Annotated in this window: 18 protein-coding genes, 2 other RNA genes and 2 pseudogenes; 14 read left to right on the top strand and 8 right to left on the bottom strand. The window is 63.1% G+C overall.

Annotated elements, in window-relative coordinates; genetic code table 11:
* Positions 1–80: 80 nt before the first annotated feature.
* The 6 genes and pseudogenes from ACZZ0O_RS16965 (at position 81) to ACZZ0O_RS16940 (ending at position 6,220) form a co-directional block, all read left to right on the top strand.
* Positions 81–1,112, top strand: a complete 1,032-nt coding sequence (locus ACZZ0O_RS16965; RefSeq protein WP_463591335.1) for an amidohydrolase family protein — start codon at positions 81–83, stop codon at positions 1,110–1,112.
* 338 nt (positions 1,113–1,450) lie between these two features.
* Positions 1,451–2,155: a putative quinol monooxygenase gene (locus tag ACZZ0O_RS16960; protein ID WP_463591334.1), complete on the top strand. Its 705-nt coding sequence runs from the start codon at positions 1,451–1,453 to the stop codon at positions 2,153–2,155.
* Positions 2,156–2,254: 99 nt separating this feature from the next.
* Positions 2,255–2,506 (top strand): annotated as a pseudogene (locus tag ACZZ0O_RS16955) (IS481 family transposase); the annotation flags it as partial.
* 830 nt (positions 2,507–3,336) lie between these two features.
* Complete coding sequence (locus ACZZ0O_RS16950) at positions 3,337–3,633, top strand: XapX domain-containing protein (protein WP_463591333.1); 297 nt, start codon at positions 3,337–3,339, stop codon at positions 3,631–3,633.
* A 292-nt stretch (positions 3,634–3,925) separates the two neighbouring features.
* Positions 3,926–4,816: a glyoxalase gene (locus ACZZ0O_RS16945; RefSeq protein WP_463591332.1), complete on the top strand. Its 891-nt coding sequence runs from the start codon at positions 3,926–3,928 to the stop codon at positions 4,814–4,816.
* Positions 4,817–4,822: 6 nt separating this feature from the next.
* Positions 4,823–6,220, top strand: a complete 1,398-nt coding sequence (locus tag ACZZ0O_RS16940; protein WP_463591331.1) for an alginate export family protein — start codon at positions 4,823–4,825, stop codon at positions 6,218–6,220.
* A gap of 641 nt (positions 6,221–6,861) precedes the next feature.
* Here the strand turns inward: ACZZ0O_RS16940 and ACZZ0O_RS16935 are convergent.
* The 3 genes and pseudogenes from ACZZ0O_RS16935 to ACZZ0O_RS16925 all read right to left on the bottom strand — a co-directional run.
* A pseudogene (locus ACZZ0O_RS16935) lies at positions 6,862–7,110 on the bottom strand (MFS transporter); the annotation flags it as partial.
* Between the two features lie 102 nt (positions 7,111–7,212).
* Positions 7,213–7,289, bottom strand: a non-coding RNA gene (locus ACZZ0O_RS16930) — sX9 sRNA.
* Between the two features lie 217 nt (positions 7,290–7,506).
* Positions 7,507–8,196, bottom strand: coding sequence for a DUF1349 domain-containing protein (locus ACZZ0O_RS16925; protein WP_115512981.1), 690 nt, complete (start codon positions 8,194–8,196; stop codon positions 7,507–7,509).
* Positions 8,197–8,342: 146 nt separating this feature from the next.
* Between ACZZ0O_RS16925 and ACZZ0O_RS16920 the strand changes: the two genes are divergently transcribed.
* From ACZZ0O_RS16920 to ACZZ0O_RS16895, 6 genes are all read left to right on the top strand, one after another.
* Positions 8,343–8,885: a TetR/AcrR family transcriptional regulator gene (locus ACZZ0O_RS16920; RefSeq protein ID WP_115553814.1), complete on the top strand. Its 543-nt coding sequence runs from the start codon at positions 8,343–8,345 to the stop codon at positions 8,883–8,885.
* Between the two features lie 200 nt (positions 8,886–9,085).
* A complete protein-coding gene (locus ACZZ0O_RS16915) occupies positions 9,086–9,511 on the top strand; it encodes a YqaA family protein (RefSeq protein WP_115527785.1) in 426 nt (141 codons plus the stop codon).
* A gap of 170 nt (positions 9,512–9,681) precedes the next feature.
* The gene (locus ACZZ0O_RS16910) at positions 9,682–9,957 is read left to right on the top strand and encodes a hypothetical protein (protein WP_055854279.1); all 276 of its coding nucleotides are present in this window, start codon (positions 9,682–9,684) and stop codon (positions 9,955–9,957) included.
* A 231-nt stretch (positions 9,958–10,188) separates the two neighbouring features.
* Positions 10,189–11,340, top strand: a complete 1,152-nt coding sequence (locus tag ACZZ0O_RS16905) for an SPFH domain-containing protein (protein WP_463591330.1) — start codon at positions 10,189–10,191, stop codon at positions 11,338–11,340.
* A gap of 14 nt (positions 11,341–11,354) precedes the next feature.
* Positions 11,355–12,701 (top strand): TFIIB-type zinc ribbon-containing protein, encoded by a 1,347-nt coding sequence (locus tag ACZZ0O_RS16900; RefSeq protein ID WP_463591329.1) that lies wholly within the window; start codon positions 11,355–11,357, stop codon positions 12,699–12,701.
* A complete protein-coding gene (locus ACZZ0O_RS16895; RefSeq protein ID WP_463591328.1) occupies positions 12,701–12,952 on the top strand; it encodes a hypothetical protein in 252 nt (83 codons plus the stop codon). Before ACZZ0O_RS16900 ends, ACZZ0O_RS16895 begins: the two co-directional genes overlap by 1 nt.
* A 147-nt stretch (positions 12,953–13,099) precedes the next feature.
* Here the strand turns inward: ACZZ0O_RS16895 and ACZZ0O_RS16890 are convergent, their stop codons facing one another.
* The 5 genes from ACZZ0O_RS16890 to ACZZ0O_RS16870 all read right to left on the bottom strand — a co-directional run bounded on the left by ACZZ0O_RS16890 (position 13,100) and on the right by ACZZ0O_RS16870 (position 17,280).
* Complete coding sequence (locus ACZZ0O_RS16890) at positions 13,100–14,149, bottom strand: Gfo/Idh/MocA family protein (protein ID WP_463591327.1); 1,050 nt, start codon at positions 14,147–14,149, stop codon at positions 13,100–13,102.
* A 168-nt stretch (positions 14,150–14,317) separates the two neighbouring features.
* The gene (locus ACZZ0O_RS16885) at positions 14,318–15,004 is read right to left on the bottom strand and encodes a thermonuclease family protein (RefSeq protein WP_463591326.1); all 687 of its coding nucleotides are present in this window, start codon (positions 15,002–15,004) and stop codon (positions 14,318–14,320) included.
* Between the two features lie 70 nt (positions 15,005–15,074).
* Positions 15,075–15,151, bottom strand: a non-coding RNA gene (locus ACZZ0O_RS16880) — sX9 sRNA.
* A 405-nt stretch (positions 15,152–15,556) separates the two neighbouring features.
* On the bottom strand, positions 15,557–16,867 hold the full coding sequence (locus tag ACZZ0O_RS16875; RefSeq protein WP_463591325.1) for a PQQ-dependent sugar dehydrogenase: 1,311 nt from the start codon (positions 16,865–16,867) through the stop codon (positions 15,557–15,559).
* Positions 16,864–17,280, bottom strand: a complete 417-nt coding sequence (locus ACZZ0O_RS16870) for a hypothetical protein (protein ID WP_463591324.1) — start codon at positions 17,278–17,280, stop codon at positions 16,864–16,866. Before ACZZ0O_RS16870 ends, ACZZ0O_RS16875 begins: the two co-directional genes overlap by 4 nt.
* Positions 17,281–18,047: 767 nt before the next feature.
* Here ACZZ0O_RS16870 and ACZZ0O_RS16865 point away from each other — a divergent pair.
* Both ACZZ0O_RS16865 and ACZZ0O_RS16860 read left to right on the top strand, forming a co-directional pair.
* Positions 18,048–18,680 (top strand): carboxymuconolactone decarboxylase family protein, encoded by a 633-nt coding sequence (locus ACZZ0O_RS16865; RefSeq protein WP_463591323.1) that lies wholly within the window; start codon positions 18,048–18,050, stop codon positions 18,678–18,680.
* A gap of 1,716 nt (positions 18,681–20,396) precedes the next feature.
* Complete coding sequence (locus tag ACZZ0O_RS16860; protein ID WP_463591322.1) at positions 20,397–23,147, top strand: S8 family serine peptidase; 2,751 nt, start codon at positions 20,397–20,399, stop codon at positions 23,145–23,147.
* Positions 23,148–23,536 lie beyond the last annotated feature (389 nt).

Here is a 23,536-nt window from a genome sequence, read left to right as displayed (position 1 = left end):
TCACGCTCGGCGCGGACTGCTCGCGTTGCTGCCGATGACCATGGCTGCCTGCGTCCGATCCCTCTTTCAACGGGAGCATCATGAAACTGATCTGCGTCGAAGAACACGTGCTCGATCCGGCGATCGGACAGGCCGCGCAGGCGCGCGTACGCGCCGAGGCGCCCTACCTCGCCGACTGGGGCCACCGCGTGATCGATGGCCGGCAGGTGACCGATCGCAGTCGTCCGCATGTGATCGCGCCTGCCGAGTCCGCGCGCAAGGCGCTGGAGATGGGCGCGTCGCGCCTGGCGGACATGGACGCGGCGGGCATCGACATGCAGGTGCTGTCCTTCGGCGGATTCCCGCAACTGTTACCGGCGGCCGACGCTATCGCGCTCAATTGTGCAGCCAACGACAGGCTGGCGGAGGCAGTGCAGGCCCACCCCACCCGCTATGCCGGTTTCGCCACCCTGCCCTGGCAGGCGCCAGACGCAGCTGCGCGCGAGCTGGAGCGTGCAGTGAAGGAACTGGGCCTCAAGGGCGCGCTGATCAACGGCCGCCCTGGCGATACATTTCTTGACGATACGCGCTACGCGCCGATCCTCGCCGCGTTGGACACGCTGAAGGTGCCGCTGTACGTCCACCCCGGCCTGCCGCTGCCCGCTGTGCAGGCGCCCTACTACGGCGGCTTGGATCCCGAGCTGAGCGCACGCTTGTCCACGTTCGCCTGGGGCTGGCACAACGAAGCCGGCATCCAGGTCGTGCGCATGCTGCTGGCCGGGGTATTCGACCGCCATCGCAACCTGCAGGTCATCAGTGGCCACTGGGGCGAGATGGTGCCGTTCTTCCTGCAGCGGCTGGAGGATTCCATTCCGCAGGAAGCCTCGGGTCTGGAACGTTCCATCGTGCAGACCTATCGCGAACACGTGTACGTCTCCCCCAGCGGCATGCTCACCCTGCCGCATTTCCAGTTTGTGTACGCGCTGATGGGCGCGCAACGCATCCTGTATTCCATTGACTACCCCTACCAGAGCCTGGATGGCGCGCGTGCTTTCATCGAGAACCTGCCCGTCAGCGATGCGGAAAAGGCGCTCATCGCCCACGGCAACGCGGCGCGATTGCTGAGGCTGTGAGTCGGTCATGTCGAACACGACGCTATCGCCTCGTCGGCGTACGTTGCGCCAGGCAAACCCGCGTCAACGGCCTACGCCTGGTGATGACCGCAGGCATGGACCACACACCGGAATGATGCGGACGTCGGCAGGCGACGTGGTCCGGTGCGCGTCTGGCATCACGCACTGGCCAGACGCGCGCCGCCCCGGCAACGCCCACCGCGCCGGCACGGGAATACAGGACGGCCTGAGCGACGATCAGTACCACCGTCGACGGGGCGCATCATGAACGTTTCAATCTGTAAGCACCCGTCGAAACAAGGTGGACTGACGTGAACTGCTGGAGAATTCTATTGACCATGGCAACGATGCTGGTCGCCCCGATTGCCGCCGCGCAGCCGGTGGTGCGTCTCTTCGAATTGCAGACCGATCCTGCGCGGGCGCAAGTGTTCGATGCTGCGGGCCGGGACAATATGCAGGCCTCGCTCCGCGACGAGCCCGGTGTGCTGGCGATGCATGCGGTCGCCAGCCTGAGCACACCCGGCCTGGCCTACGTGCTCGAACTATATGCCGACGAGGCAGCCTATCGGCGCCACATCGAGACTGCCCATTATCGGCGCTTCCTCGAATCGACGCGGTCGCTGGTCACAGACAAGCGCCTAGTCGAGATCGATCCAATGTTCCTTGCGGAGCAGCCGGCTGCGCTATCGATCCTGCAGCGCGGCAAGGCGCCGGAAGCGCGCATCGTCGAGGTGACGGTGAAGCGCGAAGACCTCGCCCAATTCCATCGCATCGTCACGAAGGAGATGCGCAAATCCATGCAGGTCGAGCCCGGCGTGCTGGCGATGTATGCGGCGACCCGCAAGGGGCGACCGGATCAATGGATCTTCTTCGAGATCTACGCCGACGCCGCAGCCTATGCCTCGCATCGCCAGACACCGCACTTCAAGGACTACCTGGGCCTGACCGGCGACATGCTGGTGGAAAAGAGCCATGTCGAGGTCGAAAACATCGCGCTGCAAAGCCGCGGCGGATTGCGGTTTGATCCTCCGGCGAGTGACTAGGTGTTTGGTCTCAGACATTGAGGGTGCACTCTTTCCCCACGACTGGAAGCAAGCACGATGGGCCAGGTTCTGCCCTGAAGCGCCACCACGGCAGAGGCAATGCGTCGAGCGAAACAACATCGTCAAGCAAGGCTGAGAGCGCTCTCCAAGCGCTACGGAATCAATCAAAAGACCGTGGCGAAGTGGAAGAAGCGGACCGCGGTTGCGGAGTTGCCCACCGGTCCGAGGCAGCCGCGCTCCATCGTTTTGTCCAGTGAGCATGAGGCGGCGATCGTTGCCTTCCGCACGCACACCCTACTGTCGCTGGACGACTGTCTCAACGAACTGCAGCCGACCGGTGACAACATGACTGGCTTGCGCCAGATCGCCGAGTGCGATGTGATTGGCCGCTTCGATCACGACTCACGGATCTGCAGCGCCCAATGCTGCGAGCAGTCCGCGTTAGATCAGGAACGCCAGCAGCGGATCGCGAAAGGCACCAGGAAGTCGCTGATCTCCACGCCTGTGTTCTCCCCCATCACCGCAATCACCGCACGCGCGCGATTGAAGCGAGCGCGATAGGCGGGGATCAATGCCTCCTCGGTGGATGTGGCACTCGATGTCGCTGCTGCAAGTGGCGTCGCCTTCGATGGCGGCGCTGCACATCCGGCCAGCAAGACGCATGCAGCCAACGTGGCGTGCCGAACCAATCCAGGGCAGATGCCAGGTGCCATGGTGCTGCCGTAGGTGGGTGGTGTGCGTGCATTCTTTGCCCACTCCCCCGCAGCAACAATGCTGCTGTTGCGTCATTTCCTGCCATGCGTTGATGTTGATCTGCCGTGCTGGTTGATGTCGCCTGATCCAGCCTGCTGTACAGAACACATGGTGGCGGCGCGCCGTGCGCCGTGTGCACGCATCCCCCGAACGAGTCATCGGACCCTGCCCCGACGCGGTGTTCTGGATTCGGCCCGAGGCGTCCAGCATGGACCACATCGCTGGCGTCCCTCGACGCCATGACCCAGCGATTCCCCCTCCAGAGAGATCGCGTCCATGACGATGTCTGATGTGTCGGGCCAGCGCCACGCGCTCGCCGGCAGTGCACTCCCCTCGCCACGCGACCAGGCACGTTGGCTGGCGGTGGCACGTAGACGCCATGCACTGCCGACCTGCGCGGACCGTGCGTCACAACAGGCAGTCGCACGATGAAGCCCTATTTGCTCTCGCTTGGCGCCGGTTTGCTGGTCGGTGTGATCTACAGCCTGCTCAATGTGCGCTCGCCAGCGCCTCCGGTCATTGCGTTGGTCGGCTTGCTTGGCATCCTGGTCGGTGAGCAACTGCCGCCACTTGTGCGCCAGCTGACAACGCGCAGCCAGACTGAGGCCTCGTGGATCGGGCATCAGGTCAAGCCACATATGTTCGGGCATCTGCCAGAAGGCAAACATGTGCCGCCGGCTACGCCATCACCGCCACCTGCGCGCAACGACGAAGGCGATGCGTGAGCGCGCTCGTCCATGCGATCTGCTGGTGCATCTCACATGCGTAAGTCCGAGTACGTCGCCGGCGAGAATCCTGCAAAGACGGCCGGTTGTTCTCTATGACGATGCGCAGAGCTGCTAAGCAGATCGCGCGCGTGATCAAGCAGCTTGGCAACAAACACAGCGCGATGCGGGCGGCGTCCTAGTCCAACCGGCGCGCAAGAACGCCTCAAGTGCATCCAACTCCTACCGCAAAAGCATCGACGGCCCATGGCCGAAGATGCCGTCGCTGTCCTCTTTCCCAAAAGGAACTTCCATGCGTCCGCTACTTTCCCTGAGCCTATCCGCCGCGCTGATGCTGAGCGCGGTCCTCCCGGTCCTTGCCGATGCTGCAGCGCCGGTGTCGGTCGGCCCGCAATACGACACTACGCACGTTTATGTGGCGCCTGCCGATGTGGATGCGTTCGCGCGCAGTTTCGCCGCGACCTTCGGCGGACAAAGCACGCGGCAGGTGATCGCCACGGTCACGCCAACGCCAAGCAGTACCAGCTCGCAACTGGTGCAGACGCCGGCAGGCACGGTGTCGTTGTTCGGCTTTCGTACGCCGGTGCCCCACCCGTTCGGCAGCGAACGCACCGGCTATCTGGTGACCGACATGCAGCAGGCAATCAGCGCCGCACGCGCTGCCGGAGCGGAGGTGCTGGTTGCGCCGTTCAAGGATCCTATCGGTATGGATGCGGTGATCGCCTGGCCGGGCGGCGTCAGCATGCAGCTGTACTGGCACGACACCGCACCGCATTACGCACCGCTGGCGACGATTCCGGAGAACCGCGTCTACGTCTCGCCCGATCGTGCCGATGCGTTCGTTAAAGCCTGGCTGAAGTTCTCGCATGGCAAGGTGCTGCATGATGACCGCCATGCGGACGCAACGCTGATCGGCCGACCTGGCGTCACTTACCGCAGCATCGTCATCAGCTCCGGCTTCGGTGCGCTGCAGGTGTTGGTGACTGACGGCCACCTGCCCTATCCGTACGGGCACGAGCTCACCGGATACGCAGTGGACGACCTTGCGGCAACGCTCGCGCGCGCCACCGCGTCCGGCGCAAAAGTGTTGGTGCCTGCGGTGGCCGCGTCGGGTCGACAGTCGGCGATGGTGGAGTTCCCCGGTGGCTATGTCGCCGAGCTGCACGCCGAACTCCATTCCTGATCGCACATGTCGTTACGCCTCACACTGCCCTTGATGTTGGTCCTGTGCCCATGCGCCGATGCATGGGCGCAGTCTTCGGTCGATGCAACCATCGCCACACCGGTACGCCCTGTCATCAAGTCCAACCGTTGGCAGGAAGACTGGTCGCCGCTTGCTGATCCCGCGCTTCGTACGCACCCGTTCGATCGCCTGAAATATGTGCCGCTTGGTGACGCGGGCTACGCCTCGTTCGGCATCAACCTGCGCGAACGCTTCGAAAGCAATCACACGCCTGCGCTGGGTATCGGCCGCGAGAGCGACAGCTATCTGTTGCACCGCCTGCAGGCGCATCTGGACGTGCGGGTTGGCGAGCACTTGCAGCTCTTTACCCAACTGGAAGACGTACGCGCAGTGGATAAACGCCGTATCGGCCCGGCCGATGCCAATCGTGCCGACCTGCGCATGGCGTTCGTGGCCTACACCGCGCCACTGGCCGATGGCGATATAAAACTGCGCGTGGGCCGGCAGGAGTTTGCCTTCGACCTGCAGCGATTCGTCTCGCTGCGTGATGGCCCGAACGTGCGCCAATCTTTCGATGCGGTGTGGGTCAACTACGAGACCGGCCCATGGCGCTGGATTGCGTTTGTCAGCCAGCCGGTGCAGTACGCCGATGTGCGCAGCTTCGATGACTTCTCCAATCGACATCTGCGCCTTGATACGGTGCGCGTCGAACGCCACGTCCTGGGCAGCGACGAACTGTCGCTGTATTACGCACGCTATCGGCAGGATGACGCCAGCTTTCTGGATGCGGCCGGCAACGAGCGCCGCGACATTGTCGATGCCCGCTTCGCAGGTGTGCACACTGCGTTGGACTGGGATCTTGAGGCGATGGGGCAACGCGGAAAGGTCGGCAACAGCCGCGCGCGTGCCTGGGCGCTCGGCCTCAAGGCCGGCTACACCTGGCAGGACACCGCGTTGACGCCGCGCCTGGGGTTGCAGGTCGACACCGCCTCCGGCGACCGACATCCAGACGATGGGCAGCTTGAAACCTTCAACCCGCTGTTCCCGAACGGCGCGTACATCAACCTGGCCGGCTACACCGGTTACAGCAACTTGCTGCAGATCAAACCGATGCTCACCCTGCGGCCCACCGCGCAGCTGAGCGTTACCGCCTCGCTCGGCCTGTTGTGGCGGCAAAGCACCGCCGACGCCGTGTATGTGCAGCCGGACATTCCGCTGGCCGGCACTGCGGGCACCGGCAGTCACTGGACCGGCCGCTATCTGCAGCTGCGCGGTGACTGGAAGCTCAACACACATCTGCAGACCGCCATCGAAGCAGTCCATTACCAGGCCGGCGACACCGTGCGTACCTCCGGCGGTCACGACAGCAATTACGTTGGTTGTGAGATGAAGTTCATGTGGTAGCTGGTGCTGGATCGCCCGCGACTCCGCTTAGCTCGCTGATTGCTGAGCATTCATTGCGAACGTAGACGCCAATGCGACCGAAGCGCCGTTGCGTTGATCGACGCATCAGTGCATGAGCGCAAAGCGCTCCTGACCAGTTAATCCCTGCATGCTGACAGCACCGCGCCCTGTGCGGCAGACGTTGCAGCGTGTCGGCCGCATGTGTGGTCGAGGGATTATCGCGTCTAGCCGAATGCTGCGAGCACTCATCAGTGCACGGAAAGCACACGCATAAGCACTGATGAAAGAATCTACGTTTGCTCACGCGGAGCGGATGCTCCACCTTCGCACCAATGCCGGCTTCCACCTGAGCGGCCACTGTGGGAACGTACCTGACGTGACTAGGCAACGCTGGTTGGCCCGCACTACTGGGCGGCGCGGTGTCGGGGATCGATCTGCTGGTTGCGCAGACAGGTCTGGTGGTGCGGCGCGACTGAGCGATGGCCGCTGCCTCGACGGGCGACGGCCATTGAAATCCGTATCGAGGCCAACGTGCCTCAAGAACCGGGGATCGAAACATGCAAGCCCGTCGATTGATGCTGATCGCTGCCCTGACCATGGGGATGCTGATGACCAAGGCATTGGCCTAGCTCTACCCCGCCCTACTCAGCATTACCCAATCGCAACCAGCGGGCAGAAATGGCAACCGCACACATCGCGGCAGCCACGAGCATCAGCGCGGCGGTCAGTCCCCAGCCGTGGGCGGCGAAGCCGATCAAGGCGGGGCCGGCCAGGACGCCAGCGTAGCCGAGTGTCGTCATTGCGGTGATCGCCATGCCCTCGGGCATGGCGCGCTGTTGTCCGGCCATCGAAAACAACGCCGGTGCGATGTTGGCGCATCCCAACCCGATGCGTGCTGCTGCGCACGGTGTGAAGCACGAGACGTCATCAATCATCCAACTGCGAAGACACCGGCTGCCAGGCGATAGACGGCATCAAGAGCCACTAAGAGCGGCTAACAAAACGCAGCGATCAGTCGTCAGATGGATGCGGACGGCACGCTCAGAACCGGGATGTACACGTGGCACATGCTGCTCCGAGCACTGGTCACCCGCACTTGGCGGTGAACGCAGTCGTTTTGTTAGCCAATCCAGGAAAGCAGAGCGAACAGTCGTCAGGTCGGTTTAGACGGCGCACTCAGAATCGGAGTGCACCCATGGCATGTGCCGCACCAAGCACCAAGCACCGAACACCGGCCACGTCCGCCTGGCGGTGAACGCAGCAGTTTTGTGGGCTGCGCTAAACCCTCAGGAAAGATCGTGCAGATCCTTGCCGAGCACCGGGCCGAGCTTCCAGTCGGAGAAATGCACCTTCAAGCCTTCGCGCTCTGGCGTGCAGGTCATCGGACCAACCAGATAGGTGCTGGCCACCGGGAATGGGCACAGCCGCACCAGCGGCCAATACGTGCCGTCCTTGGAGACTTGCAGACGCAGCACGCCCTTGTCGACGGTGGCGCGGATCCAGAAGTCGGACGGGTCAGCTTCGTACGGCCCTGTGGCCCAATCCGATTTGCCATCGGTCAGCACGCTGCTGAGCATCGCGCGACCGTCGCTGAGCTCGATGCCCGCCTTGACCCACTGCCGCTCGTTGACGCGGATCATGAGCCCGGCCTGGTCGTAGAGCTGCTCGAACGTTGCGCGGACGCGCAGCTGGCAGGTAAACGCTGCCGGCGCCGCGATGCCAAGAAAATGCCCGCTATCGCGGGTGAACCCGTAATGGGTTTCGCGCCAGAAGTCAGTGCCCTTGTCGGTGACGACCTCCAGCACATCGCCGCTCACGATGCGGTGCGATTTGGGTTCATTGAGCCATTTTCCTTGCTGCCAGTGGCTGGATGGCGCCGCACCTGCACCGGTTGCGATGACAACGCCACCAGCGGCCAAACCGCCCAGCGTCGCCCTGCGGCCAACATCGACCTGGTGTTTTTCCGAACCCGTCATACCTAGCCCTCGTGACAAAAAAGCAATGCTCTCCGGTGCCTTTCTGCGGGCAGCGTAAAGCCAGTAGCATCAATTTGTACATCTGTACCAATTGGCAAGTCAACTCTGGATTACCATCACCCTGGTCGATACGTGCATGAAGACAGATGAGCGGCAGGACCTGGCGGCAAGATCCACATCGAAAAGAACACATTGAGCAGGCCACCTTGCAGGTGGTCGTTGAGCATGGCGTGGCGGGGACGACTTTTCGCAAGGTTGCCGAACACGCACAGGTGCCGTTGAGCGCGACCACCTACTACTTCGGCTCCATGCATGAGCTGCTGATCGCTGCATTCACCCGCTTCTCGCAGGAGGTCTCGAAGAACTTCGCCGCCGAGATCCGCGCTGCGAAGAACCGCGACCAAGCCTGCGATGCTGTGGTGAATATCATCTTTGCCGACAGCACCGCCTCGCCGCGGATCCTGCTGCTGAGCTACGAGCTGTACGCGTTTGCCCGGCGCCATCCGGAAATGACCGCGATCATGGAGCAATGGATGGCACGCAGCCGCGCGGCGCTGGAATTGCATTTTTCCAAACCCGCTGCCAGTGCGATCGATGCCTTGATCGAAGGCATGACGATCCATCGTTCGGTGGTGCGTATGACCAAGAAGAGCGTGCGCAATGCGGTGGGGCAGCTTGCCCTGCTGTGAGGCATGCTGGGCGCTGCACAATTAAGCGGTACGCGCATCGCGACGTCCACTGCATGGCGACGGATTGATCGCTGCACACTGAATTTATGAGGTGAGGTTTTGCGGATGTCGCCGCCGCTCGCGCACCAGCGCATGTGTGAGTCAAAGGTCTCCATCTCGCGCTGAAATTCAGAACGTAACGACCAACCCATAGGCTGCCCTTGACCTATCTCTCGCTGTTCGCACTGTCGTTGATTGCCGCTACGCTGCTTCCCGCGCAGTCGGAGGCGGCATTGGTTGCGTTGTTGCTGGATGGCGGTTCGGTGGTGGGGCTTGTGGCGGCTGCGAGCGTCGGCAACGTGCTGGGCTCGCTGATCAATTGGTGGATCGGGCGCGAGGTGCTGCGCTTCCAGGGGCGGCGCTGGTTTCCTGTAACCCCAAACGCCTTGGCGCGTGCGCAGGCCTGGTATGGCAGATACGGCAAATGGTCGCTGCTGCTGAGTTGGATGCCGATCATTGGCGACCCACTGACGCTGGCGGCCGGAGTCATGCGCGAACCGTTGCGCGTCTTCCTGCCATTGGTGACGATCGCCAAGGTCACGCGCTACGGCGTACTTGCATGGGCTACGCTGGCACTTGCCCGGTAATGCCAGGACGCGGAGCCTGCACGACCTGCAGCGCGCATGACACAGCGCGCCATTGGCGCAGGTGGCCGCGCACGGGTTCTTAACGTGGCACGCCTATGCTGTCGGCGCGCTGCAACCCATCTGTCGCGCATCCAGGGACATTGCACAATGGACATTGCAAAGGAGATCGTATGAAGAAGCTGCACAGCATGCTGCTCGCCGGATGCCTGCTCGGCCTGAGCACCCAGGCTTGGGCCGAAGTGGCCAACCTGACCAATAGCGCCGATGGTGCCAACCGCGAAGCCGGCATTGCCGCGGTGAAGAAAAAACTTCAGGACGCCTGCACGTCGCGACAGGGCAAGGTGGATATGGCCTCGTTCGAGGTGGTGTTCGAAAAGACCAGCACCAATCCCGACGTCCCCAAACCCTATTACGTAGACGGCAAGATCAAGTGCGATCTGCCGTGATGACCGCGCTGGCGTAGCGCACTGCCCTACGCCGCCGCCATGCACGAATGCAAAACCCCGCTGATGCGGGGTTTTGCATGTCAGGCAGTCGTGCGGTGCAACCCGCTGTCTTCGATGCAGGGTCTGACCGCTCTGCAGGCGCCATCGGCGGCACGCCGCACCCGACGCACGGCATAGAGTTGCGTGCGCAAGACGGGTACGCTGCGGGTCTACCAATTACAGGATGTTGTCATGGGTCTGATCCAGGCAGTGGCGGGTGCGGTCAGCGGCGTGTTGGCCGACCAGTGGAAGGATTTCTATACCGTGCCGGCGGATCTACCGGCGACGGCAGCGCTGTTCGCTGCGGTTTCGCACGGCAGCAACGCCGGGCGTGGCGCCAACACCAGCGCGTCGTCCAACATCATCAGCAATGGCTCGAAGATCGTGGTGCCCGAAGGCTATGGATTGCTGCTGTTGCAGGATGGCGCCATCACCGGGTTTGTGGCCGAACCCGGCGGTTACGAATGGCGCTCGGACGATGTCAATGCGCAATCGCTATTTGCGGGCGACGGGCTGGTGGCGCCGTTGATCCGGCAGAGTTGGGAGCGCTTCAAGTTCGGGGGTCAGCCGGGATCTCAGCAGGTAGCATTTTTTGTCTCGTTGAAGGAATTGCCGGATAACCGCTTCGGCACACAGTCCGAAATCTATTGGGACGACGGCTTTCTGGGCACGCAAGTGGGCGCGATCACGCGCGGCGCGTACACCTTGAAGATCGTCGACCCCATCCTGTTCGTGAATAATTTTGTGCCGGCGCGCTATCTGCAACCGGGCGCGATCTTCGACTTCACCGATCTGGATAACGCCGCGGCCAGTCAGCTGTTCAACGAAGTGGTCGGCTCGCTCGCGCCCGCTTTTAGCCTGTATACGAACGACCCGGCCAAGGGCAATCGCATCACCAAACTGCAGCAGGATTCGCTGGGGTTTGCGCGCAGCCTGTCCGATGCAGTGGAGCAGGCGTATCAGTGGAAATCCGATCGTGGTCTGGCAATCGTCAAGACCACCATCGTGTCGATCGAGTACGACGCCAACACGCGCGAATTGCTCAAGACCGTGCAGCGCGCCGATGCGCTGGCCGGGGCGCGCGGCAACTCCAACCTGCAAGCGAGCGTTGCGCAGGGTCTGCAATCGGCAGGCGAACACGGCGGAGCGGCAGGTCTGGTGGGCGTGGGCATGGCCACGGGCTTGGCAGGCGGTGTGGGTGCGTTGCAGCAGCCTGTCGCAGCAGCAACGCCTGCGGCGGACGATCCGGTGGCCAAGTTGAAAAAGGCCAAGGACATGCTGGATCTGGGCCTGATCACGCAGGCCGATTACGACGCCGCAAAGGCCAGGGCGTTGGGTCTGTAAGCGCGCTCGCCGTCATGTCCGATCCCCGCTTTCCGCCGCCGCTGCCGCCACTGCAGCCGCCTCCACTGCCGCCATTGCGTGCGGCACCGCCTACCGGTCCAGGCTCACCCCAGGACGTGCCGCCGTTGCCGGGTAGCCTGCCGCTCGACCCGGCCACCCTGCCCGGCCCGATCCGCGAGGAAGTGCTGGCTCCCGATCCGTTGGCGATCGACACCGCCGCTGCCGAGCTCAAGGACGGCCTCAACCGCTGCCCTGCCTGCGGCTCCAGCGATATCCGCCCCAAGCTCGGCACCGACCTGCTGGTCTGTCAGTACTGCCGCGCCGAGTGGCCAGGGGTGCGGGTCGAAGAGGCATTCGGCTTCGGGCAAGGCCTCGACGCGTTGCGCGGCACGGTCGTCGCCTCCGGTGCGCAAGACATCGCTGCGGAGGCGGCCAGCCTGATGAGCTTCAAATGCGTCGGTTGCGGGGCCGAGGTCACCATCAACACGCAAAGCACCATGACGGCGCGCTGCCATTGGTGCCGGCATGTGTTCGGCGTCAACGAACAGGTGGCCAACGGCGCGGTTCCCGACGCGGTGCTGCCCTTCCATATCGACAAGCAGGATGCGGTAGCGCGCATCCGTCAGTTCGTGGGCAAGCGCCGGTTGTTTGCGTTGAAGGCATTCAAGCAGCAGTTCACCCCCGAGAACGTGGTGGGTGTGTATCTGCCTTACATGATCGTCGACGGCAATGTGAGCGCCAGCGTGTCGGGAATGGGCGAGATCAAGCTACGGCAGTACACCCGCGGCACCGAAAAGAACAAGCAGACCTACTACGACGCCGACGTGTACCAGGTGCGTCGGCAGATCGAATTCACGGTGGACGATCTGCCGCTGGAGTCGTCCGCGGCGCGCGGCAATCTGGATAGCCGGGTCAACACCAACAACATCATCAACGCGATCCTGCCGTTCGATACCAAGAACGCCGTGCGCTGGAATGCGTCGTATCTGGCCGGTTTCAGCTCGGAAAAGCGCGACCGCGACATCGCGCAGCTACGCCCCCGGCTGGAAGACCAGCTGCTGTCGATCGCACGTGCGCAGGTCGAGCCGTCGGTCAGGCGCTATGGTCGTGGGGTGCGCTGGGAGTCGGAGCGGTTGGACGTGCACGGCACGCGCTGGGTGTCGATGTATCTGCCGGTGTGGTTGTATTCGTACCATCAGCCCGGTCGCGACGGCGGCATGCTGCACTACATCGCAGTCAATGGCCGCACCGGCGAAACCATGGGCAGCGTGCCGGTCCAGCAGTGGAAACTGTTGCTGGCCGCGCTGACTGCCGGCACCGCGATCGAAGCGGCGGTTCTGTTTTTTCTGGCAGGTGTTTGATGAGCGATGATGGCGTTCTTTTTCTGCTGTTGGCGGGCCCGGCCGGTGGCTCGGCGCTGTACTGGATGCTGTATCGGTACTACCGCAACACCGATCAATCGCATGCGTTCGAGCGCGAAACCAAGGTCGATGCACAGCCGGTGACCGGTACCGACGTCAAGGTCGATACCATCATCGGCACGCGCCAAACGCAGATCGATGGCGACAATATGTCTGCCTACCGTACACGGGTGCGACGCGAGGGCGATTGATCGGTGCCGCCGCGTTGCCTGTGGTTGCTGGGCGTGCAGGCAGTGCGATTGACGCGATGTGGGTGTGTTGGTGCGGCGCAGTCGTGAGGTGCTTGCGATCCGTGATGTAGCGGCTCCCCTGACAACGGTGAGGCGCGTCAAGCGGTATCAGCCAGCCGTTGCAGCCGCCGCGTGCAGCTGTGCACGCGCCACGTCCAGCGTTGTCATGATCTGCACCACTTCGTGGAGCGGATGCAGCGGCGACTCGCTGCGGCCTTCCCCGATATAGCGTGCGGCGGCGTTTGCCTGCCATGACAGCCCTTCATAGCCCTTGATGCCGGTCGGGTCGGTCCATTCGACCGGCGTGCTGGCGTCAGCGTTATTGCCAATCCGCAGCGTGGTTGGATTGTGGAAATCGCCGACCAGGTCGATGCTCCCTTCGGTACCGGTGACGTAGGCCATAGAACTGCTGCGCGCGACGATGGAGCTGATCAAGGTGGACTGCGCATGCACGCGATGCGACAGCACGATGGTGGAAAAGGCATCGACGCCGGTGTCAGTGAGCTCACCGACGGCAGTGATTGCGGTGGGCGCAGAGAGGATCATCGAGGAAAACTGCACGGCGTAGACGCCCAGGTCCAGCAGCGCACCACCGCCAAGTTCGGGACTGCGTTGCCGATGTGCAGGGTCGCTGGGTCCACGCTGGCTCAGGTCGGCAAACACGTGGCGCACATCGCCCAGCGCGCCATCGGCAAGCAGTTTGCGGATCACCGAGGTCTGCGGCAGGTAGCGGCTCCACATCGCTTCCATCAAAAACAGGCCGCGTGCACGCGCTTCCTGCACGAGCAGGTGCGCATCGTCGGCACAGGTTGTGATGGGCTTTTCGATCAGCACATGTTTACCGGCGCGTAGCGCCAGCAGCCCATGCTGCAGATGCTCGCTATGCGGCGTGGCGATGTAGACGATGTCGACGTTCGGGTCATCGACCAACGTCTGATAGCTGTCGTACGCACGGTCGATCGCCCAGGTCTTCGCAAACGCGTTCGCACGCTCGCTGCTACGTGAGGCAACTGCCACCGGGCGTTGATGGGTATTGCTGCGCAACGCACGCACGAATGCGGATGCGATCCCGCCGGGACCGAGCACGCCCCAGCGCAGAGATGGCTCGCCTTGGCCAGGCGCGAACAGATCGGGCTCGGGGATGTGGAGCATCGGCATCGGATCGCTGCGTTGTCGTGGAGCGAACGATGCTAGCAAACCACGCGTTTTGATCGGCGTGGCATGGCGCCTCAGGCGCAGGGCTGCAACAGCGCAAAGCAGACGCGGCCAGTGCGCGTACTGCAGGTGCGTGCCTCCCGTGCCTGGCCGACTGAGTCCCCTCTCCGCTTAACGTACGGCGCGCCGCCAACCGGCATTCAGCGCATCCTGGGCCGAGCAAAAATAGCGCTCGCCCTTCTCGGTCGAGATGCTGGTACGCGCGTAATCGCGTTGACCAGGCATGTGGAAGATCTTGCTGCCCTTGCCGGAAATATTGCCCTTGATGGCGCACTTGCCCGGCACGGCTGCCGGTGCAATTGCTGCTGCGCGTGATGCAACGTGATGGCGTTTGTTGCGCCGGTACTCGGCAGGCTGCTGGAAGGTTCCCTGCCAGAGATTGCGTTTTTGCTGCTGCGCGATGCGCTCATCGGCAACGAACGCGGTGGCGTATTGGCGATACGCCACCGCCCAGCCATTGCGCACCATCCAGCCGTTGACCGATTGCCCTTGAACAAAACAATCGGCAACGACGCGTCCGTAACGGTCGGTATCCTTTTGCTGACACCGCACGGTCTTGTCGATCAGATAACCATCCAGCGCCGCTGCAGAGCGACGGCCACAGGGCCACGGACGGCCGTCTGGATCATTGCACTGCTGCGCGCTTTCCGGCGCGTCGATTCCCCATAACCGGATGCGCTTGTGCGCCACGGTGATGGTGTCGCCATCGGTGACGGCGGCCCGACCGACAAGCTCTGCTGCGCCGGCAGGAAAAACGAGTAAGACACCCACAACACCCAACAACCATCTAAACAACATCGACAACAACGTCCCTTGGCAATCGGTAGAAGTCGTCCCTGCATTCTTCCCGTGTGTGCACTCTTGGAGCGGCTAACATGACGTAGCGAGCAGTCGTCAGGCGGGTGTGGACGGCGCGCTCAGAACCGACGTATACACGTGGTACATGCCGCACCGAGCACCGGTCACGCCCGCCTGGCGGCTGCCCAGTCATTTTGTTAGCTGCTCTTAGCCGGATGGCCTTGCCCGGCGCGATCCTGACGCCCGACGTCCGCGCGGCAGTGCCGACGCAGGGCCGGCACTGTATGCGAATGCGAAGGGGATGGCTATCTTTTGCAAGTTGCGCACGACGATCTTTGAAGTAGACGATGCACGTGGATGTACACAACCCGTCGCAACGCGTCGCTGTCACAGCGCGCAGTCTTCCGCATGCATTGCGTTGCTGCGCACCCGCCCTGCGCTACTCGGGCGCACTGCCAAGCATCTTGCTGACTAGCCGTCTCGTGTGATCAGAACGGCAAAAGAAAGCCCGCCCGGCGCATCATGCAACCGGGCGGGCTCTCGCGTTGCTGCTTACTGTGGCGCGGCTGCAGCGGCCTCTGGCGTCACGCGCCAGATGATGTTGGCCAGGTCGTCGGCCACGATCAAGGCACCGCGCGGGTCGACGGTGACACCCACCGGGCGGCCGCGCGTCTTGCCGTCATCGCCATGGAAGCCGGACACGAAGTCGATCGGCTGACCTGCCGGGCGCCCATCGCGGAACGGCACGAACACCACCTTGTAGCCCACTGGCGGGTCGCGGTTCCAGCTGCCGTGTTCGCCGACAAACACGCCGTCGGCAAACTTCGCGCCCAGCACCGGAGACGAGAACGCCACACCCAGCGCGGCCACATGCGACCCCAGCGCGTAGTCGGGTGCGATGGCAGAGGCCACTTTCTGCGGGTCCTGCGGCATCACACGTGCGTCCACATTTTTGCCCCAATAACTGTAGGGCCAGCCATAGAAGCCGCCTTCGCGTACCGAAGTCAGATAGTCGGGCACCAGGTTCGGGCCGATTTCATCGCGCTCGTTGACGACTGCCCACAGCGCGCCTGTGCCGGGCTGGATCGCCAGTGCGGTGGGATTACGCAAACCGGTGGCATAGGGCTTATGCGCACCGGTTGCCGCGTCCACTTGCCAGACCTGCGCGCGATCGACTTCTGCAGCCATGCCGCGTTCGGTGATGTTGCTGTTGGAGCCGATCGCCACATACAGATAACGGCCATCTGCGCTGGCAGTGAGCGCCTTGGTCCAATGGTGATTAATGACCGACGGTAGATCGGTCAGTTTGCTCGGCGCGCCGCTGGCCTTGGTCTGGCCGTCGCGATAGTCGAAACGCACCAGCGCATCCTGGTTGGCGACATAGAGCGCATTGCCGATCAGCGCAAGCCCGTAAGGCGCGTTGAGCTTGTCGGCAAAGACCGTCTTCAATTCATAGGTGCCGTCGCCGTCGGCATCGCGCAACAACGTCAGCCGATTGCCGCTCTTGGCCTTGGACGTGCCCTTGGCCTTGATCGGGCCGGCGATGATGTCCTTGGGCTTGAGATTTGGCGCAGAGCCGCCGCGGCCTTCGGCCACCAGGATGTCGCCATTCGGCAACACCAGCGTCTGGCGTGGAATGCCGAGGTCGGTGGCAATGGCGGTAATGCGATAGCCCGCCGGGACGGTCGGCTTGCGGTCGCCCCATGCACTTGGTTCGGCGATCGTCATGTCGGGCAGCACCCCCCGATCCGGGGACGGCAGCTCTGGCGTGGCGCCATGCTGATCGAGCTCGGGTGCCTTGCCGCAGGCGGCCAGTGCAGCAGCAAGAACCGAGACGGCAAGTACACGCGTGTAGCGGCTCATCGTGCACCTCCCACGCGCAGACCCGACAGCCCCGACCAGGTGGCGACCAATGCGAACAGTGTGGCGATTGCCGACAGCGTCAATGCCGCCGGCATGATGGCCCACGCATCGCGCGCGTGATGCAGCGCATCGAAAAATCCCACGATCCAGGTTGCCACCAATGCGATCACATAGATGAAGTTGCGGCTGCCGCGCACCAGCGCGACGATGGCGGCCACGAGCGCGATGGTGGTCACCACCATGGCGCCGACCAACAGCCAGGATGCAAAGTTGCTCCATTGAATCTGGTAGCTGCTCCAGTAGGCGTAGTCGCTCAATAGCGCGCCAAGAAACAAGGGCCATACACCGCCGAGCACGGCTGCATGGAACGGGTGGATGGCCCAGCGACGGGGCGAAACGGCGGCTGTATTCATGGCGAACTCATTGGGGCGATGGCGAAACGTGCCCCGATGCTGCCAGCTGGCGTGTGATGAGAAAGGCGATATTCAGCGCATCGCATCTCTACATGTCACGAACGCACTGTTGCAGGCGCCAAGCTGTTGCGCTGTTGCGCTGTTGCGCTGGGCGATGCGGAAAGACCGCATTGCATCGTCATGGCGTTGGCATGGCATATGCGGCGAGTGTTGGCATGCGGCGAGTGTTTGCCTGCAGCGGGCGCTCGCTCTTTCAGGGACTTCATCGCAACAAGGTGGTGCGGACACTCGCTGATGAGTGCATCTCATAACTGCATGCGGCGCACACGGATGGAACAGCCATGCGGATACGGCATGCTGGCGCCCTGCCCTGTCGAGTCCCGCAACGGTGCGTGCATGTCGCGTTCGCGCAGTGCGTCTGGCCTGTAGCAATCGATTCACCAAGAGCGACCAACAACACGACTGCGCGACTACCCAACGGGGCTGCGGGTGCTCGGAATCGGCATGTACCGCTCGTACATTCCGGTCTCTGTGTGCCGCCCACACCCCGCCTGGCAGCCGTGCGTAACGTTGTTGGTTGCCGCGCAATAGGAGGTTAACGCTTGGATTTCACCGTATCGATCCCTAGATCTGGACCTGAGAGACCGATCAATGCGCCTCGTTGGCGCCCATTGATCGCTCGTGTAGTGGTCTGCGCCCTTGGCGCGGTCGCTGTTTGTGTCGTTGCCCCCTCCCCCGCGGCAGCACGTTCCCCGGAGTCTATCGGTATGCCCATCTCAGAAAGCCTGTCGCCCCAGCAGCAAGCCATCGCCCCGATTGCCGCGTTTGCGGCAACCGGCGATATCGACCGTTTGAAGAATGCGTTGGAGGCAGGTCTGGATGCAGGGCTGACCATCAACGAATGCAAGGAAGTGTTGGTGCAGGTCTACGCCTATGCCGGCTTCCCGCGCAGCCTCAATGCACTTGCGGCGTTGATGCAGGTGGTCCAGGCGCGACAGCAGCGCGGTGTGACCGACGCGCAGGGCGTGCTACCCGGCCCGGTGCCGACAGGGCCGAAACTGCTTGCGTTGGGTACCGCCAATCAGACGCAATTGGTGGGGGCTGCGGTGTCGGGACCGCTGTTCGACTTCGCACCAGCCATCGATGCGTACTTGAAGACGCACCTGTTCGGCGACATTTTTGCGCGCGACAACCTCGATTGGGTGAGCCGCGAATTGGCAACGGTGAGCATGCTCGCAGCGCTGGAGGGAGTGGATTCGCAATTGCAGTCGCATCTGAAGATCAGCATGAACATCGGTGTGAGCAGCGCGCAGCTCAATGCGCTTGCGCAGGTGCTGGATAAACGGGTCGGTGCCGCGGCCGGCACCCGCGCCAAGGCCGCCCTGGCCAAGACGCAGTGACGGTACTGACCAACTAATGCAGCCATTGGCCGACGCAGCCGCAGCCGCAGCCGCAGCCGCAGCGTAAAGATTCGCCCAATGTGCCGCCACGTGGCGGGCAGCGACTTGTCTACAGGTAGGGCGGCTCCTGGCGCTTGCGTATCTGTCTCCTGATGCGTTGGCCGATGTGTTGCCAGGATAGATTGCTGCCGAGCTGCACCGCGCTCTGCACCCGACCGCAGGTGCGCGCCAGCGGTCGGGTGCGCGCTCATCTGCAGCGTCCTCAACACACCCCGCAAATCGGCGTGTTGGGAGGCAAGCAGCGAGGTGCCGCTGCCCCTGTCGGCGCCGTCCATCGCCATCCCCATCCGCTGATTGCACGATGCGGTGCGCATTGGTCAGGAAAAAGCGACGACCACCGCGCCCGGCCAGCGCGCACCTTGACCCGTTGATCTCGACGCTGCGTGTCTTGCGCTGCAAACGCGTCGTTTAGCGCTTGCGTCACCTGCCCGCGCACCGCTCAAGGCACTCCACGCGCCATTCGGGTGCCAGTGCGGACTTCCATGTGCATCTGACCACTCCATACCTTCCGAACCCATGCGGGTGGTGGGTGGATCTTGCGGATGTTCAGCAGTGGCCTTTGGAGTACCTGGTGACCTACTAGTCGGCTGCGGACGTGATCGCCCACGGCAGCCTGTGAAGATAGCCCGGCCACAGAGTCGGTCTCCAGGCTGTGCCGTCAATGAAGACGGCACAGCCTTGCCTGAGCAGATCCCCCAAACAGTCACAGCCGCGACGCCACCGGCTTTCGCGGTACGGCGGGAGCAGAGATCACTGGCCTCCGCACCCAGCGAGCTGAACCTTTGCAGGCTTCGAATGCCGAAGATGTCGAAAGCTTGCCCTTTACGGTCGCCACTCTCCAATTCGCGCCGCAAACCAACCGGGATTTCGAGAATGGATAATCAAATAATTGCCAGCCCACACTCGATTCGCCGAGAAAGCAATAATTAAAATTCCCCCAAAAATAAACGGAATTATTCAATTTGTTCATTTTTAATGCAACCGATTGCGAAATCGGCGCCTTCAGACGTCGAATTTTGCACAATCGGAAGAGGCCGGTCGGCATTTCCCGGGGGCGTTTTTATCGCAAAAAAGGCGAGCGATAACGATCGTTTAGACAGCTTTAACCGTCGCATTAAACAACATTATTCAAAATTTGCCCGCATACGGCAGAGTCCGTTAGAGTGACTAACTTGCGGTTGAATCCGCTACCAAGGGTGAGGGATTCACCGACATCTTTGACATGATTCCCTGATTACCCGCGCGCTCGATCGCATTTAGGCTTACCGCCCTCTGCGAAATGTGACGCATAATTGTTGAGTTCGGTCCGACGTTTTTCTGCATTTTGGCCTGCTAGTCGGTTTCTAATCCGATTTAGCTATGGATTAAATCGGCGATGCCTATCGCTCGATTCTTTTCTCTGAATAGCAACTGTCCATTCAGACTTTAGAGTTTATGGATAGCGCCGTTAAACAAACCGCAAGCACACGGCGAGTGCATCAGCGTATTCGCCGCATGCTCCGTCAGCGCAACTCCGAGGGGACGGACCGCTGCGGTTTGAAGTGAATAAAACGTGAAATTAAACGCCTTCGTTGGTGACCACCAGCGCTGGGACCTTCTGCGCCAAATTTCAGAATCAGCAGTAGCGGCGCGCCTACAACGGAATCGACCACTCTTATGAATCGCTCGCTACTTGCCACCACCATCGCCTCCTGTCTCGTACTGACCGCATGTGGCGGTGGTGGCGGTGGCGGCAACGTCCGCAATGATCCGCCGCAGAGCACCGTGATTGCGCCGGCCCCCACGCCGACCGCGCCCACCACCCCGGGCACCACGTCCGATCCGCTGCCCAAGACCGCGCCGGTTCCGACGCCTGCGCCTGCCCGCTATCAAGGCGTCGGCAGCAATCTGCTGGTGCCGATCAATGCCGATCTGGCGCAGCAAGCCGGTGCCCGGGGCCAGGGCGTGAAGCTTGCGGTGCTGGACGACAACCTGGTGCCGAGTTACGCGCCGATTGCCGGCAAGGTCGATGGCTTCAGCGATTACACCGCCAGCCCGGGCACGCCCGAGTCGTCGTCCAATGCGCTGCGCGGCCACGGCACGATCGTCTCGGCGCTGGTGCTGGGCTCGGCGCAGGACGGCTTTGCCGGTGGCGTGGCTCCGGATGCAGACCTGTTCTATGCACGTATCTGCGCCGAAAATTCCTGCGGCACTCAGCAGGCCCGCCGCGCTGCGGTAGATCTGGCCGCCTCGGGTGTGCGCATCGCCAACCTGTCGCTGGGCGCTTCGTATGCCGACGCCGCCGGCAGCGCGAACGCGGCAGCCGCCTGGCGGTTTGCGTTGACGCCGCTGGTGCAGGCAGACGCACTGATCGTCGCCTCGACAGGCAACGAAGGCGCTGCCGAAGCCTCTTATCCGGCAGCGACGCCGGTGCAGGAAGCCAGCGTGCGCAACAACTGGTTGGCGGTGGGCGCGATCAATGTCGACATTGCCGGCAATGCGGCCGGTCTGACCAGCTATTCCAATCATTGCGGCGCCGCGGCGCAGTGGTGCCTGGTGGCACCGGGCAGCTTCACCGCGCCGGCGCTGGCCGGCACCGAATTACAGGGCCAGATCGCCGGCACCTCGTTCTCCACCGCTGCGGTCAGCGGCGTCGCGGCGCAGGTCCTGAGCGTGTATCCGTGGATGAGCGCGTCCAACCTGCAGCAGACCCTGCTGACCACCGCAACCGATCTGGGCGACCCGGGCGTGGATGCGCTGTATGGCTGGGGCCTGGTCAACGCGGCCAAGGCGATCAAGGGCCCGGGCCAGTTCGCCAGCAACTGGGGGATCAGCGTAGGTGCGGGCTACGACAGCACCTTTAGCAACGACATTTCCGGCACTGGCAGCTTTACCAAGGGCGGGACCGGCAAACTCACCCTGAGCGGCAACAACACCTATACCGGCGGCACCACCATTCTCGATGGCGTGCTCGCGCTGTCCGGCAGCCTGCGCTCGGATCTTCTGGTAGCCAACTCGGCCACCTTCGAGTCGCGCGGCGGCGTGATCAACGGCGGCTACAGCCTGGTCGACAACACCGGCACGACCGCCATCGAATTGGGCAAGGGCCTGACCGTCACCGGTTTGGCCAGCCTGAAAGGCAATCTGCTGTTGCTGCCGGAAGCGGCGGGCTACACCGTCGGCAGCAGCGAGAAGATCGTCAAGGCCGGGGTCCTGCAAGGCACCTTCGACCGCGTGCAGTACGCCAACAATTTCTTCTGGACCGCATCGCTTGCCTACGACCCGACCACCGTCACCGCAACCCTGACCCGTAATGCGTCGGCTGCCAGCGCGCAGGCCGCCGGTGCGCCGCAGGCAGTGGTCAACGGTGCCGCCCAGGCCGATGCGCTGGTCAAGGTGCTGGACACCCGCGTGGCCTCCGGCGACACCGCAAACCTGGGTGGCCTGATCAGCGCCACCGGCTCGCTGCTGGCGGCATCCAATGCGCAGGTTGCCGCATCGCTGCCGACCCTGGCCGGCCAGGTGCACGGTATCGAGCGCACGCTGGGCTTCCAGTCGGCACTCAACGATGCACGCGTTGCTGCCGATCGCCTGCCCTATCTGGCCGACACCACCACGCTGACCACCTGGATGCAGGGCAGCTACCTGGATGGCGATCTGAGCCGCAGCGGGTTCGCCTCGGCCGACTACACCCAGCAGGCCACCACCTTTGGTGTGGATCTGCCGCTGGGCAGTGCCGGCACGGTGGTCGGTGCGGCAGTGACCTCGGGCCAGGACCGCGCGCACATCGATGCGTCGGCCAGCCGCCTGCGCGCGGACCGTTATGCGATGACCGCGTATCTGTATCAGCCCATCGGCCAGGCGTACGTGTCGGGCATTGGCTCGTATGGCATGAGCAATGTGGACACCGAGCGCAACGTGCAGGCCGGCAGCATCGGCGAGCTTCTGCAGGACCGTCGCCACGACACCAACTGGTCGCTGCGCGCGGAAGTCGGCTTGCTGCCGCATGCCGGGCTGTCGCCCTTCGTTGCTGCAGGCGTGGTCAGCCAGACCCAGGATGCCTTCAGCGAGGCGTCGGTGACCGGTCTGGGCCTGAGCGCCGGCAGCGACACCCTGCGCGCTGGCTACGGCGAGGTGGGCGTCCGCGGTCATCTGGCGCGCGGCAAGTGGGGCTTCGATGGTCTGGTCGCGTATCGCTCGTTGCTGGGCAACCCCAATGCCGACTTCACCGCCTGGTTCACCGGCTTGCCGGAAGCGCGCTTCAATGTGGCCGGGACGCCGGTGTCGAAGCAGGCCGTGCGCGCGTCGGTCGGCGTGCGTTACCAGGTCAACGACGCGTTTTCGCTGTACGGCAATGTGGGCGCCGAGCGTGGTCGTTCCGATTCCAACAGCATCAACGCCAATGTCGGTCTGCGCTGGCAGTTCTGATCCGGCGATGGTGGTGGTAGCGCACCACCCTCCGCTGGCCGCGTAATGCCAGCGACAACGAAGGCCCCGGCATGCCGGGGCCTTCGTGCGTCTGTGCGTGTGGCAGCGCGACTGCCACAGCACGCGTGGCCGTGGGCTTGCACGCTACGGAGGCACTCCAGGCGATGCCACGGGCTGCAAAAAACGCTTGAAAAGCGCTGTTTTCGACCGATGCGGGACTGCGGCAATGCACGCTACCGACGTGATCTGCAGTCGATCCCCGCCCATGCTCACCAGCCGCCCCGCACATGGTTGCCGACGCGCTTGCGCTGGTCGAGACAGAGCGCAAGCCACGAGCAAACCGGCACAGATCGGTTACCTCATCGACGACGACGCGTCGATACGCACCC

This window comes from Xanthomonas sp. AC360 (genome assembly GCF_979258225.1).
Note: the sequence above shows the minus strand (reverse complement) of the source record. Positions and strands in the feature narration are given on the sequence as shown.

Coding starts and splice junctions, on each gene's coding strand:
- ACZZ0O_RS16965 (WP_463591335.1), top strand. CDS start 81: ATGAAACTGATCTGCGTCGAAGAACACGTGCTCGATCCGGCGATCGGA.
- ACZZ0O_RS16960 (WP_463591334.1), top strand. CDS start 1,451: ATGGCAACGATGCTGGTCGCCCCGATTGCCGCCGCGCAGCCGGTGGTG.
- ACZZ0O_RS16950 (WP_463591333.1), top strand. CDS start 3,337: ATGAAGCCCTATTTGCTCTCGCTTGGCGCCGGTTTGCTGGTCGGTGTG.
- ACZZ0O_RS16945 (WP_463591332.1), top strand. CDS start 3,926: ATGCGTCCGCTACTTTCCCTGAGCCTATCCGCCGCGCTGATGCTGAGC.
- ACZZ0O_RS16940 (WP_463591331.1), top strand. CDS start 4,823: ATGTCGTTACGCCTCACACTGCCCTTGATGTTGGTCCTGTGCCCATGC.
- ACZZ0O_RS16925 (WP_115512981.1), bottom strand. CDS start 8,196: ATGACGGGTTCGGAAAAACACCAGGTCGATGTTGGCCGCAGGGCGACG.
- ACZZ0O_RS16920 (WP_115553814.1), top strand. CDS start 8,343: ATGAGCGGCAGGACCTGGCGGCAAGATCCACATCGAAAAGAACACATT.
- ACZZ0O_RS16910 (WP_055854279.1), top strand. CDS start 9,682: ATGAAGAAGCTGCACAGCATGCTGCTCGCCGGATGCCTGCTCGGCCTG.
- ACZZ0O_RS16905 (WP_463591330.1), top strand. CDS start 10,189: ATGGGTCTGATCCAGGCAGTGGCGGGTGCGGTCAGCGGCGTGTTGGCC.
- ACZZ0O_RS16900 (WP_463591329.1), top strand. CDS start 11,355: ATGTCCGATCCCCGCTTTCCGCCGCCGCTGCCGCCACTGCAGCCGCCT.
- ACZZ0O_RS16895 (WP_463591328.1), top strand. CDS start 12,701: ATGAGCGATGATGGCGTTCTTTTTCTGCTGTTGGCGGGCCCGGCCGGT.
- ACZZ0O_RS16890 (WP_463591327.1), bottom strand. CDS start 14,149: ATGCCGATGCTCCACATCCCCGAGCCCGATCTGTTCGCGCCTGGCCAA.
- ACZZ0O_RS16885 (WP_463591326.1), bottom strand. CDS start 15,004: ATGTTGTTTAGATGGTTGTTGGGTGTTGTGGGTGTCTTACTCGTTTTT.
- ACZZ0O_RS16875 (WP_463591325.1), bottom strand. CDS start 16,867: ATGAGCCGCTACACGCGTGTACTTGCCGTCTCGGTTCTTGCTGCTGCA.
- ACZZ0O_RS16870 (WP_463591324.1), bottom strand. CDS start 17,280: ATGAATACAGCCGCCGTTTCGCCCCGTCGCTGGGCCATCCACCCGTTC.
- ACZZ0O_RS16865 (WP_463591323.1), top strand. CDS start 18,048: ATGCCCATCTCAGAAAGCCTGTCGCCCCAGCAGCAAGCCATCGCCCCG.
- ACZZ0O_RS16860 (WP_463591322.1), top strand. CDS start 20,397: ATGAATCGCTCGCTACTTGCCACCACCATCGCCTCCTGTCTCGTACTG.